Origin of the sequence: Evansella sp. AB-rgal1, assembly GCF_041820985.1 — a bacterium.
GTDB lineage: Bacteria > Bacillota > Bacilli > Bacillales > Salisediminibacteriaceae > Evansella.
In genome coordinates this window covers 178,718-195,605 of record NZ_JBGUAU010000007.1, presented here as the reverse complement: position 1 = coordinate 195,605, position 16,888 = coordinate 178,718, and the positions used below count along the sequence as shown (strand labels likewise).

13 protein-coding genes are annotated in these 16,888 nt (G+C 35.5%); 11 read left to right on the top strand and 2 right to left on the bottom strand.

Features of this window, described 5'->3' with window-relative positions; genetic code table 11:
* Nucleotides 1–6: 6 nt before the first annotated feature.
* Nucleotides 7–1,881, bottom strand: coding sequence for an electron transport protein (locus ACERII_RS08035; RefSeq protein WP_373641404.1), 1,875 nt, complete (start codon nucleotides 1,879–1,881; stop codon nucleotides 7–9).
* Nucleotides 1,882–2,037: 156 nt separating this feature from the next.
* Here ACERII_RS08035 and ACERII_RS08030 point away from each other — a divergent pair, with 156 nt between their 5' ends.
* The 6 genes from ACERII_RS08030 (at nucleotide 2,038) to ACERII_RS08005 (ending at nucleotide 9,116) form a co-directional block, all read left to right on the top strand.
* A complete protein-coding gene (locus ACERII_RS08030) occupies nucleotides 2,038–3,507 on the top strand; it encodes a spore germination protein (protein ID WP_373641403.1) in 1,470 nt (489 codons plus the stop codon).
* Nucleotides 3,508–3,538: 31 nt separating this feature from the next.
* On the top strand, nucleotides 3,539–4,621 hold the full coding sequence (locus tag ACERII_RS08025) for a GerAB/ArcD/ProY family transporter (protein ID WP_373641401.1): 1,083 nt from the start codon (nucleotides 3,539–3,541) through the stop codon (nucleotides 4,619–4,621).
* A complete protein-coding gene (locus tag ACERII_RS08020; protein WP_373641400.1) occupies nucleotides 4,618–5,724 on the top strand; it encodes a Ger(x)C family spore germination protein in 1,107 nt (368 codons plus the stop codon). Before ACERII_RS08025 ends, ACERII_RS08020 begins: the two co-directional genes overlap by 4 nt.
* 105 nt (nucleotides 5,725–5,829) lie before the next feature.
* Nucleotides 5,830–6,678 (top strand): Cof-type HAD-IIB family hydrolase, encoded by an 849-nt coding sequence (locus tag ACERII_RS08015; RefSeq protein ID WP_373641399.1) that lies wholly within the window; start codon nucleotides 5,830–5,832, stop codon nucleotides 6,676–6,678.
* A 472-nt stretch (nucleotides 6,679–7,150) separates the two neighbouring features.
* Nucleotides 7,151–8,662, top strand: coding sequence for a coproporphyrinogen III oxidase (locus tag ACERII_RS08010; RefSeq protein WP_373641398.1), 1,512 nt, complete (start codon nucleotides 7,151–7,153; stop codon nucleotides 8,660–8,662).
* 22 nt (nucleotides 8,663–8,684) lie between these two features.
* Complete coding sequence (locus tag ACERII_RS08005) at nucleotides 8,685–9,116, top strand: PaaI family thioesterase (RefSeq protein WP_373641396.1); 432 nt, start codon at nucleotides 8,685–8,687, stop codon at nucleotides 9,114–9,116.
* Nucleotides 9,117–9,173: 57 nt separating this feature from the next.
* On the opposite strand, the gene ACERII_RS08000 is transcribed toward ACERII_RS08005, so the two are convergent.
* Nucleotides 9,174–9,359 (bottom strand): YhzD family protein, encoded by a 186-nt coding sequence (locus tag ACERII_RS08000; protein WP_373641395.1) that lies wholly within the window; start codon nucleotides 9,357–9,359, stop codon nucleotides 9,174–9,176.
* Nucleotides 9,360–9,823: 464 nt separating this feature from the next.
* On the opposite strand from ACERII_RS08000, the gene ACERII_RS07995 reads away from it, so the two are divergent.
* The 5 genes from ACERII_RS07995 to ACERII_RS07975 all read left to right on the top strand — a co-directional run bounded on the left by ACERII_RS07995 (nucleotide 9,824) and on the right by ACERII_RS07975 (nucleotide 16,807).
* A complete protein-coding gene (locus ACERII_RS07995; RefSeq protein WP_373641393.1) occupies nucleotides 9,824–11,047 on the top strand; it encodes a metallophosphoesterase family protein in 1,224 nt (407 codons plus the stop codon).
* Nucleotides 11,044–14,040, top strand: coding sequence for an ATP-binding protein (locus ACERII_RS07990; protein ID WP_373641392.1), 2,997 nt, complete (start codon nucleotides 11,044–11,046; stop codon nucleotides 14,038–14,040). The genes ACERII_RS07995 and ACERII_RS07990 overlap by 4 nt, the downstream gene beginning before the upstream one ends.
* A 59-nt stretch (nucleotides 14,041–14,099) precedes the next feature.
* Nucleotides 14,100–14,666 carry a GbsR/MarR family transcriptional regulator gene (locus tag ACERII_RS07985; RefSeq protein ID WP_373641390.1) on the top strand — a complete coding sequence of 189 codons (567 nt, stop codon included), beginning with the start codon at nucleotides 14,100–14,102 and terminating at the stop codon, nucleotides 14,664–14,666.
* 120 nt (nucleotides 14,667–14,786) lie between these two features.
* A complete protein-coding gene (locus ACERII_RS07980; protein WP_373641389.1) occupies nucleotides 14,787–15,461 on the top strand; it encodes a response regulator transcription factor in 675 nt (224 codons plus the stop codon).
* Complete coding sequence (locus tag ACERII_RS07975) at nucleotides 15,458–16,807, top strand: HAMP domain-containing sensor histidine kinase (RefSeq protein ID WP_373641388.1); 1,350 nt, start codon at nucleotides 15,458–15,460, stop codon at nucleotides 16,805–16,807. Before ACERII_RS07980 ends, ACERII_RS07975 begins: the two co-directional genes overlap by 4 nt.
* Nucleotides 16,808–16,888: the final 81 nt, after the last annotated feature.

Sequence of the window (16,888 nt, the reverse complement as noted above, 5' to 3'; positions counted from 1 at the left end):
CTCCAATCAATCATCAGTTAAACGAAGTAAGTAGTGAATAATAGCTTCTCGTTCTTCTTCGGAAAAACCAGTAGTCGTATCAACATAAAAATCATGTCCTTCACCGGTTACATTAGCAGTTCGCAACATCTCCATGCTAAGATTCTTTTCCACAACTTTTTTACGAAGGTGCGAATCTAGCAATGCTTGGAGACTATAATACGGGTCAGGGGTTATACCGCTTAATACTGTTTCTGGAACCCCTAGTTCCCCATTAGGACCCGCGGCAACACCACCGTCGTGAAGGTAAGGAGCGCTCCAATATAACCCAAATAACCCTTTCGTTTTATAACCACCGCCGGATTCATTATGTGCCCATCCTAGCTCTAGTTGCGCTCGTTCTTCTTCAGTCATATCCACTTCCACTCTTTTCGGGTTAGAAGGTAATGGAACAGGTGTATCTTCGGTATATGATAAAGGAGTATCACTGAATTGTTTTTCGGATGCAGAAAAACCTGATGCACGAGATGGATTGGTGCCAATCTCATCTGCAGGGATTAATATATTATTTGTAAAATACCTGCCACCATGACAAGAGCTACAACCAGCTTCGTTAAAAACTCTTTCCCCCTCTAAAAAAGTTTCTTCCTCTTTTGGTAAACCGGTTTTTGGAGGAGAAAGCTGATTCATATATGCAGACATGGCATTCACTTGTTCCCAAGCACGGAAACCTGGCGAGCTAGTTAGTAAGCCTGTACTAGATAAAAAGCTAATGTCTGGATAAGTAGCAGATTTTATTAGTTCGATCACACCCGGTACACCTGGAGTAGGGTCAATCCTTGTGAAAAAGTCTGAAGGTTTTTCCCCACTGAATGGATCATATTTTAGTTTTTCATGTGCTGCATTTTGTAACATAATCGCGAGATACAATTCTTTATCTATGTCTAAAACATTTTTAGCTATTTCTGCTTGAGAAACCGCATCCATGTTTTGTGCATGAGCATTATTAATTGCTGCACTTAGACCTTTAAATGGCCCAATTAATCCTTGACCTCCCCACCCATAGGGATGGTCTCCTAATGTAAATGTATCAGGAAACTGAACAGGATTATTCGAAAGGTTAATGGTTGGATCATTACTTCCAGGTGGCCACTTTAAGATCTCTTTATCAACGAATTCTTCAAGTTGTTCCGGATCCGGGAGCGCTAATCTTTTCCCGTCTTCGGTTTCAATGGTTCTTGTATTATCTCTCACAAAATTTTCTAATAACTCAACTTCTAGTTCTGTATGTGTAAAGTATGCAGCTGTATTTGTTCCCATTGCTAAAGCTAGTCCGACATTTAAGTCATTATTAGGAACCCCACTAATAACTTGACCATCTCGATCGACGGTTGCATGACAAACTGCACAAGTAATTCCAGCACGGACACGCCCTTCGCTCATGGAAATATTAACTCCCAATGGCGTTAAGGATCCTTTTGCTACATCTAATCCTGTGTCAATTAGTTCTCCTTTTTTGAAGGATACATCTCCTACTTCATAGTCCTCTGCTGCCTCTACTTGTAAATTAGACGTACCTTCTCCGTTAAGCTTGAGTATGGCTTTACCTATATTTGCAATGGTAAAAGGACCGTTGAATGTTCCAAGAACATCTGTAAAAAATACTTCATTTCCAAAGGTTTCTTTAAAAAACATGTCTCTCCCTAACTCAACCTGATTTACGGAGATGTTACTTTCCTCATCCTCAGCACGAAAACCTTGGATCCCTTGTGATTGCTTATCATTTACTCGCACGTCTTCATCTGGTACAAATGCATAGTCAAATTGGATAAACGGAATTATTACAGTAAATCCTAAGAGAATAATGAGACTTGTAATTAGTACAACCTTCCATTTTCTCAAAGGAACCCCCCCTTTTCTGTTCAGCTTAAGTATTCCTTATTTTGTGTAACGTTTTTTTTCCTATCCACCAAATATTAGGTAAAAAAAGGAGAGTGGTTCATAGAAAACGGGGCAAGCTAAAATAACAGGAAATCTCATGTTATGGAGGAATTCCCTATGTTTTTTGGTAAGAAGAAAAAGAAGAGATTTCTTTCTAAGAGAATGGTGAAGGAAAATGAAACAATTACTCCGACAAAAGAATCGGTTATAAAAGCCTTTAGTGGTAGTGAAGATTTGCAACGTTATTTTTATCAAAGCAATGGAGTGGAGGTTTTTTATTTTCCAAGTCTTGTGGACGAGGTAAAGCTAGATGAACAGGTTTTAACTATTGTTGGTAAAAAGAACGCAGAGGACATCCCTACTTGGTTAAAATCATTACAAACGACAGAAGCTTTAGATGGAAATCAAATAGTACAAGATATATTAAAAGGATCTGTTGCCATTTTCTTAGAAAACAAGGTTTATACATATAATGTATTTGGACCAGAATTTCGAACTATAGAAAAGAGTGAACTAGAATCAGTCATTGTAGGTTCTCATGACGCATTCGTAGAGAATGTAAATACTAACCTTTCACTAATAAGAAGATCTATTAAAACACCTAACCTAAAAGTGGTGAAGGTCCAAGTTGGTGAAATAACAAAGACTGAGGTACTTATTTTATATATTGATGGAATTGCAAAAATGGAAATCGTTAATCAATTAAAAAAACGAATTCAACTAATTGAAATCGATGGAGTATTAGATGTAAACGAAATGGCTCAATTGATTGATGATTCACCGAATTCCTTATTTCCGCAATTCCATGTTTCGGAATTGCCAAGTGACGCTATTTCGAAACTGTTATCAGGGAAAATAGCTGTTTTAATGGAAGGAAGCCCATCTGCTTTGACAGCACCAGCTGACTTTTTTGAATTTATTCGATCCCCAGAGGATTATAATCAACGGTGGATTGTTGCTTCAAGCCTAAGATTGTTACGAGTACTGGCTATTTTAATTACTCTGACTTTTACGGCAATTTATGTTTCTGTTCTTACATTCCACTATGAGATGATTCCAGAGGACCTTCTCATTACCATAGCAGAATCCAGGAATAGGGTTCCTTTTACGCCAATTGTAGAGGCACTATTACTAGAATTGCTTATAGAACTATTAAGAGAAGCGGGAGCAAGGTTACCAACCAAAGTTGGACAAACGATTGGGATTGTTGGAGGTATTGTCATAGGTCAAGCAATAGTTGCGGCTGGTCTGACTAGTAATATTCTAATTATCGTAGTAGCAAGTTCGGCTATTGCATCGTTTGCTCTCCCTAGTTATACAATGAGTAATTCCATTCGAATCGTACGTTTTTCAATGATTATAGCAGCTGGATTTTTGGGGTTCTTTGGTATGGTAATTTCAATGGCATTTATCATCGTGCATATCACATCACTATCAAGTCTACGGACACCTTATTTAATTCCAATAGCACCTTTATATTTACAAGATTGGAAAGATACATTAATTCGTGGACCACTATTTTCTTTGAAAAAACGACCAGTAGCTAATCAAACATACAACAAAACGCGAGTTCGAATGAGAAAGTAATGTACTTTCAATAGAAGGGGGTATGACGTAAATGGGGGAGAAGCTTCATTATTCTCAAGTTGGAATCCTAGTTTATATGATCCAATCAGCTGTAACCTTATTTAGTATCCCTCGACTTGTTATCGAAGCCTTCGGAACAAATGGTTGGGTAGGAATTTTTATACTTTCCTTTATAGGAGTAGTAAACATCTTACTTATTAATCAAGTGTACATCAAGGGAAAAGGTCAAGATGTCCTTGATATTCTTGAAGAGAATCTTCACAGAGTTCTACTTTATCCATTATATATATGTATGATTCTAATGTTTGGAGCCATTGCAGTATTTGTTGCAAAATATTATATGTTCATTATAAAAATATTTATGTTTCCTCATGCAAGTTCGAATCTATTATTGTTCTTTTATTTATTACTGACAGTCTATATGTTAACTAAGGGGATATATAATATTGGGAAAATTACTGTTGTTTTCTTTTTCTTAACCATTTGGACTGTCTTTTTATTAATTGTTGCTCTTCCAGAGTTTAAGTTTCAGCGGATGACCCCACACTTTTTTCAGGGGGATTTAGATATAGTTAAAAAAGGGATAGAAGTATATGTTGCATTTTTGGGATATGAATTAGTACTATTTTTGTTTCCTTATATGGAGCAAAATTCAAGACAGACAAAAGCTATTCTTATAGGGCATTTATTTACTACCTTCATTTATACTACTGCCTGTATCGTTACGCTTGGTTTTTATGGAAACGAAGTAATTGAAAAAATTATGTATCCAATTATTAAACAATTAAAGTACATTCGTGCACCATTTTTAGAAAGAATGGAGCATTTGACTCTAAGCCTTTTCCTAATAAAAGTAGTAATTACTGTGGTGATGTATTACTGGGTTGCGTTGAAGATCTCCGAACGTATTGCTCCTTTTGCGAAATCAACCTTATTTAAATTTGTTTTCGTTTTTTCTACCTATTTTTCTTTGTTTCTTATCGATGTTCCATCAGATCTATTCAAAGTAATGGAATATGTAAATGTGCCAGAAATAATTTTGTCTTTTTCTTTACCTCTCTTACTTTTATTCTTCCTGTGGAAAAATAAGAAGAAAGGAGGAATTAGCCAATGAAGGTAAGGTTAGTCATCATTTTGTTATTTATCATTCTTCTCCAAGGTTGTGGAGAACCAAATATCATAGAGGATTTAGGTTTTATGCATAGCGTTGCATATGACTTAAATACGGAAAATCCTACAGAAGAAGGAAGGCTGATCATTACAATAGACACGCCTCAAGTAGATCAAACCGCAGAAGATTTAAGGGAAGTCTTAACAACAAAGGCACACGCACTGAAAGAAGGAACATCTAATATTGCAAGAAAGTCGGATCGAAAGCTGGTAGCGGGTCAATTACGCTCTGTTCTCTTTAATCAAGATCTAGCGAAAGAAGGGATAATGCCTATAATTAATTCATTAGACCGAGACAGTCATATAGGCTTGCATGTAAAGGTTATCGTTGTAGAAGGAGGAACTGGAAAGGAACTACTATTTGAGGAATACTCGCGGCATCCTCGGACAAGTAGATATTTACATGACTTAATAGATAAGGAAGCAGACCAAAGTGTTGTTATTGGTACTTCACTCTATCAATTTAGTAGAGATTACTATGATGATGGGATAGATCCAGTTTGTCCTATTATTAAAAAAGGGGAAAACGAAATTATTATAGATGGTATTGCATTGTTTCGAGAAGACAAGTATGTGAATAAATTAACTCCAGATGAGTCTCTTTTTTTTCACATGTTATATAGTGATTATGAGGAGAAGAATGTATATTTTAATATTGCGCTGGAAGATGAGGATGACGTTTTTACATCTTTTTCTGTTCTAGAAGTAAGGCCCAAATTTATCGTTACATCTCCTGATGTGTTGGAAATCAATCTACAGGTGAAAGGAATTATAGAAGAATATAGTGGAACATCTGACCTATCCGTTAGAGAACCAAAAATGAAATTGGAAAATCAGCTAGAGGAGTATATCCAAAAGAAATCACAAAATGTAATCACAAAGCTGCAGCAGTTTGGAGTAGATAGTATCGGTTTTGGTACGTACGTTCGTAATAGTGTCAGATATTCAGAATGGAAGGAAATGAATTGGATAGAATCCATATATCCTGATGCCCAAATTACAGTGAACACGGAGGTGAGAATTAAAGGGACAGGCAGCATAAAATAAGTAATTGCCTTATATTTTCATGTTCCTTAGGTTCTATTCGCATAAATTAGGACATATATGTGTATTACCACGGAAGGTAAAGGATCATGAAGGGGGAAGGCAGCAATGGTATATCGCTTATTAGCGCTAGACATCGATGGGACCCTATTAAAGTCTAATCATCGATTAGCGAAGGAAACAAAAGAAGCAATTGACTATGCAAAGGAAAAAGGGGCATACGTAACATTTGCAACGGGGAGATCTTTCCCATCCGCGAAAAAGGTTGCAAAAGCATTAAAGCTTGATGATGCGTATCTCATAACGCATGACGGTGCATTCGTTGCATCCGAAGTGGAAGAACCCATTTTTGAAAGAAGAATGGATTCAGAACGTGTGTACCAAATTGTGGACATATTAGAAAATTATCATTGTCATATTCGTCTATTACATGAAAAATATGCTGTAGGAAACAAAGTAAGACAAAGAAATATTATAGCAAGGATGAATATAGGCGTTGGAGATCCATTGTTCTATCCTATAAATTATGTAGACTCTCCTAGCAATTACTTGATTGATCAACCATTAACGGTTCCGAAAATCAGAGCTCAATTCTGGAGTGAAAAAGAGCGACAAGATGCGATGGAGGAAATCAGTGAGTCGATTAAAACGGTTCATATGACATCCTCTATTGAAGGAAGTCTTGATATTGTGGATAGTACAACATCAAAGGCAAAGGGCTTACAAGTATTAGGGAGAAAGCTTGGCATTTCTCTTCAAGAAATGGTTGCAATCGGATCGTATGAAAATGATGAGGAAATGATCACTCAAGCTGGTTTAGGTATTGCAATGGGGAATTCTTCTGTTAATATCAAAAACATCGCTGACTGGGTAACTCGTTCCAATAACCAAAATGGTGTTGGTTATGCTGTAAGAGAAGTATTCCGCAAACAGCTTCATCCAGCGGTGTATAAATAATATGTTGAATCTAGTGTGGTTCCTGATAAAGGGGGCTGCACTTTTTTATTTATGGTAAACAACAAGTGATGTTTAATGGATGTTTACCCTGAAAATACGCGAGTTAGAGGTAGAGATAGCTAAACTTATCTAGTGTACTAACTTTGTTTGATTGTATTAAATTCCATCCAGTCCACTCCTTTCTATAAAGTGAAAGATACTAACTATACCCATAACGTATTGTTATCCGTCATGGTGAAAATTTTCACTTGCATGGGTGTCTACTAAAAATACGTGTGTCCTAGTACCTTTCCGCATCTAGCCTATTGATAAAAATCGAATACTTAAAATAATACATCTTCAATATAAAAGTAGTTCACATATTTTAGGTTCATAATATAAATGTAAGACTGGGGCAGTCAATCTCCCTTGCGAAAACACACACAACAATCTACACTGTATAAAGCAAGTTATTTAGAAAGGAAAATCTTCAATGAATTCAATTACAGTTTTTAATATAGAAGAAAAAAATAGAAGATCTATTGAGAGGATTATTCAATTATTTAACGATGAAGCGGAAGTGAACTTTCAGGATGGAGAACATCCATGTGAGAGTCAAGGATTGGTCATTGTTTTTCAAGAAGTAACAGAAGATGAGGTAGTTACGCTTAAAGGAGTTCTTATTAACGAAAACCAAATAATAGGAATTGCTGAAGCTGATACAGAGGTTACATCAGAAGGATTTCGCAAAGCAAGAAAGCAAGCTACTAGTAAAATTACGTTAACACTCTTAACAAATTATACAGGAATGGAACAGCCATGGGGAATTCTCACGGGAATTCGTCCGACGAAGCTTTATCACTCCCTTAGGAAAAAAGGAAAATCAAAGAAAGAAATTAGTGACACTCTATCCAAGGAATACTTATTACATGAAGAAAAGATTCATTTATTAGAATGTATCGTCGATCGTCAATTAGCGGTGGTTACTGACTTGGATGAAATTAGTCAAGAAGTAAGTATATACATCGGTATCCCTTTCTGTCCAACCATGTGTGCATACTGTACTTTCCCAGCATATGCAATCAACGGAAAGAATGGTTCTGTAGAAGAATTTCTAGAAGGTCTCCACTTCGAAATGTCAGAGACAGGTGCATGGTTAAAGGAGAATAACATCAAAATAACGACTATTTATTATGGTGGAGGAACACCTACGAGTATTACGGCTGAACAAATGGACGCTCTTTATGAAAAAATGTATGAGGTTTTTCCTAATGTAAAAGAAGTCCGCGAACTTACAGTAGAAGCGGGTCGTCCTGATACAATCACTCTGGAAAAAATTGATGTGTTAAAGAAATGGAGTGTTGATAGAATTAGTGTAAATCCACAATCATTCACGGATGAAACGTTAAAAGCTATCGGTAGGCATCACTCTGTTGAGGAAACTATTACAAAATATAAAATGGCTTATGAAAGTGGCTTGACGAATATTAATATGGACTTAATAATTGGTCTTCCTGGTGAAGGGATAGAGGAAATGAGACACACGTTAGACATGACAGAAAAATTACGTCCAACGTCATTAACTGTTCATACCTTATCCTACAAAAGAGCATCTCAAATGACGAAATATAAAGAGAAATATAAAGTAGCAGACAGGGATGAAATTCATGAAATGATGAAGTTATCTAGTAATTGGATGGATAAGGTAGGATATGTACCGTACTATTTGTATCGACAAAAAAATATATTAGGGAATCTGGAGAATGTAGGTTACGCAATTCCTAAACAAGAAAGTATCTATAATATTATGATTATGGAAGAAGTCCAAACTATTATTGGGTTAGGTTGCGGTGCTTCGAGTAAATGGGTTGATCCAAAAACAGGAGCTATCGATCGTTTCGCTAATCCAAAGGATCCACAAACATATATCAATCGATACAAAGAGTATACAGAAAAGAAATTAGAAGCATTAACAGAGCTATTCGGTGTAAAAGCAATCAAATAGTATAAAGGATGGGGAAAAGAAAATGGATGAACAAGTACTTCGCGATAACTTCGAAAGAGCCTTAAAGGTTCACAATGACGGAACAGGACAACTTTTTTTAGATTCACTAATGAACTTTGACTTTCAATATTTGGAGGAAGCAGAAAAGGTGAAAATCACTGTACCTGTTACGGACATTATGTTTAATCCTGTGGGATTTATTCATGGTGGTATATACTCCTATATTGCAGATACAGCTATGGGGCACCTTTGTGCTGCTTTTGGTGAGAAACCATCGGTAACACTAGAACTTAAAACTCAATTTTTTCGTACAACAAGAGAAGGAGAAATTCATGCCACTGCGTATTTTTTAAAGAAAGGAAGGAACGTTCAATTTGTTGAGTGCTTACTGGAGGATGAAAAAGGTAAGTTGTTAGGAAAAGTGACTGCAACCTTTTATTCGATGGGAGAATAATGTAACTAAATCTGGGCTGACAAAAAGAAAACTCCAATCTTTTTGTCAGCTCAAATCTTATTGATGAAAGTAAAGTAGACTACCTGATGAACGTACGATGCGGCTTGGATGGTGAAGAAGCTGCTTTTCTGAAAGACGTTTTAATCCAATGTTTTGTGCTTCTGAATCATCCGATGCCTCAAACATTTCATTTAATAATGGAGATCCACTGCGATCAAATGCAGTAATATAATATTTTTTCATTGTTCCTCACCTCCTAGATAAGATATTCCTATATATATTTTAAAGTGGCTAAAAATATTCTTCAAGAAATTAGTAAAGAATTAGACCATCTCACCAATGATTCATAAATCGTTACAATAATGAATTAATAGGACGATGTCCAACTTATTTAATGGGCTATCGCCCGCAAAAGTTTCAACATATCACTCTATCTTTGAAGGGTGTTTCTGATATAGAGTTGCTTCCTTCTTATTAAATGGAAAGTCTCCCCTGAAAATACGCGTTTTCAAGTGGAGTTAAACTATCAAGTATTAGTAACTTTGTTGGTTGTATTCCATTTGCTTCAGCCTACTCGCTTTCCTAGGGGAGTTGCCGAGCCACCTTCGTCAATTCCGCCTTGCGCTTTCTTATTGATATTACTGTTACGAACGTTCATTCCCTTTTTATGTTATAATTTAGTAAAAAAGTGTGGAAGGGGTTCGGTGATGCTTCGATTTATTCATTGTGCTGATGTGCATTTAGGACGTTCCATAAAAACTCATACAGATATGCCAGAACACATGTCACTATCCATTCAACAAGCTACCTATACATCATTTGAAGAGATAATTACAATAGCATTAGAAAAGAACGTAGATTTTGTTTTGATTAGTGGAGATGTATATGATCAGGAACAGCGTTTCATTCGTGGGCAGTGGTTTTTAAAGAAACAGGGAGAGCGACTTCGGGAGTATAACATTCCTCTTTTTATCATCCATGGAAATCATGATCCACTCATAAAGGACAAGCCAGAAAACGTAGATAACGTCTATGTTTTTCCAACGGAGATAGAAGCAATAAAGATAACAAATAACGATGGAGATAACATCTTTATTCATGGCTTTAGTTATCCTCAAAAGGGATTTTACGATAATCCAGCACCATTATTTGTGCGAAAAGGATCAGAGGAAGATTATCATATTGCGTTATTGCATGGGCAAGAAACAACGCAATCTGAACATGAGCCATACGCTCCATTTACCGTAAAAGAATTGGAGGAACGTAATTTTGATTATTGGGCACTAGGTCATATACATAAGAGGAGTATTTTAAATACATCACCTCCAATCGTGTATTCTGGGAGTATTCAAGGGGGTCATAGAAACGAGCTTGGAGAAAAAGGATGTTATTATGTAGAGCTATCGAAAAGTACAGCAAACTTAACTTTTATAAACACAGCTTCTGTTATATGGGAATCTTTCTGTTTTTCCATAGATTCTTTACATAAGATGGAAGATCTACTAGAACTAGTAGAAGAAGGTTTACAGGATTTGCATTCTAATACGATCTACTTGGTAACAATAGAATTACATGGATATGGTATTTTGCATGACAAACTAATAGAAGAACAGCAAGACTTTTTATATACGCTCCGAAATGAGGTAGTTGCACCTTACATCTGGGTTGATAGAGTGGAACTTCATACTTCCCCAATATATGACCGAAATAAGTTAAAGGAACAAGATCATCTTCTAGGGGATGTAATACGAGTGGTAGATGATAGGAAAGTGAATAGAAGTGAAATAGATTCGGTATTTAAGCCGATTTTTTCCCATGCTACAGTAAAAAAATATGTAGACCAGCTAACAAATGATGAGATACATGACTTACTTGATCAAGCAGAAAAGAAACTATTATCTCCATTATTAAGTGAGGTAAAAAAACAATGAAGATAAGAAACGTGCATATACACGGATATGGAAAATGGAAGAATGAGACGTGGGATTTATGTGAAGAAGGAATTCACCTTTTTTGTGGAAAAAACGAGTCTGGTAAATCAACACTTATGTCTTTTATTGAAGCAATCCTTTTTGGTTTTCCGAGAAAAGGGGAAAATCAATATATTCCTATGGTAGGGGATGCTTATGGTGGCGCCATTACGATTGTTGATGAAAACAATGATGAAGTTGTTATAGAACGAGTAAAGGGGAGAAAAGCCAAGGGGGATGTTACTGTTTATTTCTCGGATGGAAGAACAAGTGATGATTCCGCATTAGAAAGCTTGCTCTCATTGGATCAAAGTACATTTCGAGGGATATTTTGTTTTGACTTAGATGGATTAAACGGACTAGGAAAAATGAATCCAGAAGAATTACATCGTTTTTTATATGATACAGGACTTGGTGGCGGTCAGACAATTTCTCAATTGGAGAAAAAGTTAGAAGGAGAAATGGAGCAACTTTTTAAACCAAAGGGTAAGAAGACCGAAATGAATTTACTTGCGAAAAAGCTAGAAGAAAAAGAGCGTGAAATAATAAAGTGGGAGGAAAGACTAGATCAATTTGAATTATTACAAAAGCAGGTTATAAAATTAGACGAACAAATCTCACAAAATAAAGAGACGAAATCATCTCTTTTACGAGAAGTAAAGGAAGCGGAAAAGCATGAGGTGATAGTAGAAGTAGCAAAGAAATGGCAGGAGAAACAATACCTACTAGAACAAGAATCCCCTGTAGTTTCTTTTCCTCAAAATGGGTTGCAACGGTTAGATACTTTTAATGAAAAAATAACGGAAAAACAATCTTTGCTTCGAGATGAACAAGTGAAACAAAAATTATTGGATGATGACATAGAAGGTATTAAACTTCATCCATCCTGGACAATATGGAAGAATGAAATACCAGAAACGTTGCAGCAGTTTGAGGTGTATCGCCAACGAGATCTTGATAGAAATGAAAATCTATTACAGGTAAACCATCTTCTAAAAAAGAAGAATGAAATAGAAGAAGAGTGGAATAAGGAAGGGAAAGAACTAAATTTTTCCCTCATTCCCTCTCACCCTTTAATGAAAACGACATTCTATCAAATGAAAGAACAATGGAACATTGAGAAAGAGACAAAGAAACGAGTATTACAGGAACTGGAAAAGTTAGAAAATGAAGTAGCAGGTAGGAAGAATAACATAGATGAATTACACAGCCAGTTAGTACCTATTGAAGAAGTAAAAAAACTTGAAGACAATATAGTGAATTTTACAAATGGCCATAGTCAACTAGAAAAAAGAATGTTAACCGATCGTTTACTCTTTCTAAAAAATCAAAAACAGGAGCATATCAAAAGAGAAACATCACAAATAAATATTTTTCTTATTCTTGCGTTAGTCTTTCTCTTCAGTAGTATTTATTCTGCTGTAATAAATGAGATGCTTGCATCCATTATCGGAGGAGTTCTATCTGTATTCTTTTTTTGTTTTACTTATTGGAAAAAAACTACAAGAAAAAACATTCAAGTGAATTATGAAAAAGAAGAAAACACCATTCAAGGAAAAATAAACGAGCTACAGAAAAATGCCGAATCCTTTGAGCAAAGTGATATAGAAAGATGGAAAGATATTGTTAGTTCGGATAAGAAAAATCGAGCCATATATACTCAGAAAAAAGAACAATTGCAATTAGTATTACAACAAAAAATAGAATCAGAAAAAAGATTACATCAATGTGATAATAGTTTATCAATGTTAAGGAACGAGCTTAACCTTTGGACTAAAAAGTATCATCTTCCAGACAACCTTGATTTCCCTACGTATGCAGTTCTTTTACAAGTGATTGACGAGTGGATACGACATCAAGAGCATTTAGAACAAAAAGAGGAACGAATGAAACAGTTGCAAGAAAATCAACGAACATTTGAGAGGAAGTTGAATAGTTTTCTTAAACGAATAGGATATGAAGAGCAATCCTCTGTTACGAGAGGCGTGGAGCTGTGTAAGATCTTTCTAAGAGAACAAAATAATAAAGAGAAAGTGCTGAATGAGTTACAACAATTTAGAAAACATCGAAGAGAAACTATCTCCCGTCTAGAAGTAGAGTTAGCGGATCTGAAGAAGGAAAAGCAACTTTTTGTACATAGTGCAAATGTAACTACCGAAGAGGAATTCAGTAAATTAGGTGAAACAAGTAAACGACAACAAACGTGGACAGAAGAGAGAAATCAGCTATGGGCACAAATGAAGGTAAGTATTCCAGATGAGCAGAACCTATTATCTATTATTCAGAAAATTTTAATGGAAGAATACGCACCTGTAACAGTGAAACAGCAAATGATGAAATCACTTGATTTGCTAGAGAAGAATATAGAAGAACAACGAGATTCATTAGCAACTATAAAAAAAGAGATAGCATTTCTACAACAAGAAGGTTCCTATGAAGAATGCAAACTACTATTTTTTCAGTTGAAAGAAGAGATGCAATCTTTACTGAAAAGATGGGGAACTGCATCTCTGAGTTTGCATATTCTTCAAGAAGTGAAAAGAATATATGAAATGGAAAAACAACCTCTGGTTTTAAAAGAAGCGGAACGGTTATTCTCGCTCATGACAAACGGGATTTATAGGAAAGTGTTGGCCCCATTAGGTGAACAAAAATTCGTTTTAGTACGACATGATGGAAAAAGATTTGATCCATCTGAGGTTAGTCGTGGTACGTGCGAATTATTGTATTTGTCTTTTCGTTTTTCCTTAGCATTAACATACAAGAAAGATACATCTTTTCCTCTTATCATGGATGAGACGTTAGTGAATTTGGACAGAGAAAGACGAGAAAATGTCATGAAAACCTTAATTAAAATAGGGGAAAAACGTCAGATACTATTTTTTACTTGTCACCACCATATTGAAGAAGAACTAAATAGAGTAAAGGTGCAGAAAATGGAGATGCATGTATAAAGATTATACAACTTTTTATTTCTTTTCTATTTTGGTAAAATTGTCTTAGATAGTTGCACATGGAGGTTTTATCGTTGGATAAAAATTGGCAGAAATATGAAGAAACGAAAGATCGTTTTATTCAAAGTATTGCAAAAAACATGACATTATATGGAATAACTCCGTCCATTGGTAGACTTTACGGTGCTCTTTATTTTTCCAATGGACCTATGACATTAGATGATATGAGAGAAGAGTTAGCTATGAGTAAGACAAGTATGAGTACGGGAGTTCGAACATTATCAGACATGAAGATGGTAGAACCTGTGTTTCGCCGAGGTGTTAGAAAGGATCTATATCAAGTAGAAGAGGATTGGTATAAATCATTTACTGCTCTTTTCTCCAGACAATGGAAAAAGGCAACAGAAACAAATATTGAAGAAGCGAACGAAGCAATTGATGAATTAGAAGCAGTACTTAGCAATTCGAAGGATGAGGAACTAAAGCGTCTGATTTATGATGACTTAGAACGATTGGATTATGCTCTCCATTACTATAAATGGCTTCTGCAGTTTGTTGATGCAGTAGAGACGGGGAAAATATATGAAATAGTTCCAAAATATTTACGGAATAGGGAAGAAGATTAGTTGATTTGGACAGTTCTTTAATAGGAAGGACTGTTTTTTTCTATATTGATATTGATTTCTTTTAGACGCTATTTATATTAAAATATGAGACAAAAGAAACTGTTAAAAGGATGATAATAGATGAAGAATTCTTTCCAAATTTACTTAGTAGAAGATGAGCAAAACCTTGGTGAGGTTATAGAAGCATATATGAAAAAAGAGGGGTGGGAAGTTACTCATTTTACTGATGGGAAAGTAGCTTCTGAACACATTGAGTCTCCTCCACATCTATGGATTCTAGATATAATGTTACCGGGGATGGACGGTTATCAATTGTTAAAAGCAATAAAAGCAAAAGCCGATACTCCAGTCATTTTCATATCAGCAAGAGATAAGGATTTAGATCGAGTCCTGGGATTAGAACTTGGTAGTGATGACTATCTAGCGAAGCCGTTTTTACCGGAGGAATTAGTAATAAGGTCGAAAAAATTGCTACAACGAATTTATTCTCAGGAACAGCAGGAAGTAGAAAGCATCGAACTTAATGGATATAAAGTGGATCCAAAAGGTAGAACGGTAATAGATGGAAATGAAGCAATTGAATTAACAACAAAAGAACTAGATTTAGTGATTCTTCTAACATCGAATATTGGAAAGGCGTTATCAAGAGAAGAGATAATTGAATATGTTTGGGGAAGCGACTATTTTGGTTCAGAACGAGCAGTGGATGATGTTGTTAGAAGAGTTAGAAAAAAGTTACCTAGAATTCATCTTGAGACTCTTTATGGCTTTGGATATAGGGTTTTAACTTCATGATAAAAATGAACTTAACGCAACGAATTTGGTTTTCCTTTATTGCAATTATTTTGATGATCGGTCTACTTGTTGGAGTAATTTACCCAATTTCTTTAAAAAGTACTTTAACGGAGGAAACGTATCGAATAATTGAGCAAGAACAAGCGAGGTATGCTGATCCTTATGGGGAACAGTTTATTCCTAAATCAGAATTAGACTTTATTGAGAGAAGAGAAGCGGAAAGATCTGTTGGTCATTTTATTCTTATTAACCAATTTGGAAGGTTAGAAGGTGATCCAGTTCCCAATGATGTTTTACGAGAAATGGGTGAAAGAGCTTATAGTCAAATGGTAACTCGAGGTCGATATGAATTGACATATAATGAAGCAACCCTATTTTATGTCGTGTATAAGGTTAATACCACTGATAGTGACGCTTATATCATTTCATTCATGTGGGATACATATCGAGATCAAATGGTTAATCGCCTGTGGGGGAGACTTTCTTATATTATGGTAATGGCTGGTCTACTGAGCTTAGTACCTGCATTTTGGCTTAAATATTATTTAACACAACCGTTAACAAGCTTAGGGAATCACTTTGAGCAAATCTCGAAGCGTAACTATAAAGAGCCTTTTTATTGGGAGGGAGATGAGGATTTTGAAAAGCTCTCAAATCAATTTGAGAAAATGAGACAAAACCTGATTCGATATGATAGTGCTCAAAAAACATTTATACAGCATGCATCCCATGAACTAAAAACTCCTATTATGGTTATTAAAAGTTATGCAAAGAGTGTAAAAGATGGAATATTACCTAAGGATAATTTGGATAAAACGATGGACGTTATTATCCAGGAATCTAATCGTATGGAAAAAAGAGTAAAGGACATGCTCTATTATACAAAGCTAGATTCGTTTAAAGAGGAACCAATGATGGAAGAAACCTTTCTCTTTGGATCAATTGCATATGAAATAGAACAACGCTTTCGACTACATCGAGATGATGTGAAAATTACTGTAGATGGGGATCATATACCAATATACGGTGATAAAGAACTATTAAGTGTTTTACTAGAGAATTTAGTAGACAATGCACTCCGATACACTACAAGTAAAATTGAGATCATTGCTGAACAGAAAGAGAAGGATGTTACGATAACGGTAGTGAACAACGGTGAGCAAATTTTAGAAGATGAAATTGATGATATTTTCACTCCGTTTCGAAAAGGAAATAAAGGACAATTTGGTTTAGGACTAGCTATTGTGAAACGTATTAGTGAACTGCATGGAGGTTATCCAACTGTTGTTAACGAGGAAGATGGGGTTCGTTTTACGATTGTTTTACCTGTAATAGAGAGAAAATAAGTAGGATATCTCATAAATTGTTGAGAATTATGCAGCAACAAATGTAAAGTTCCACTATGCTATACTAGAGTTAGAAAAGGT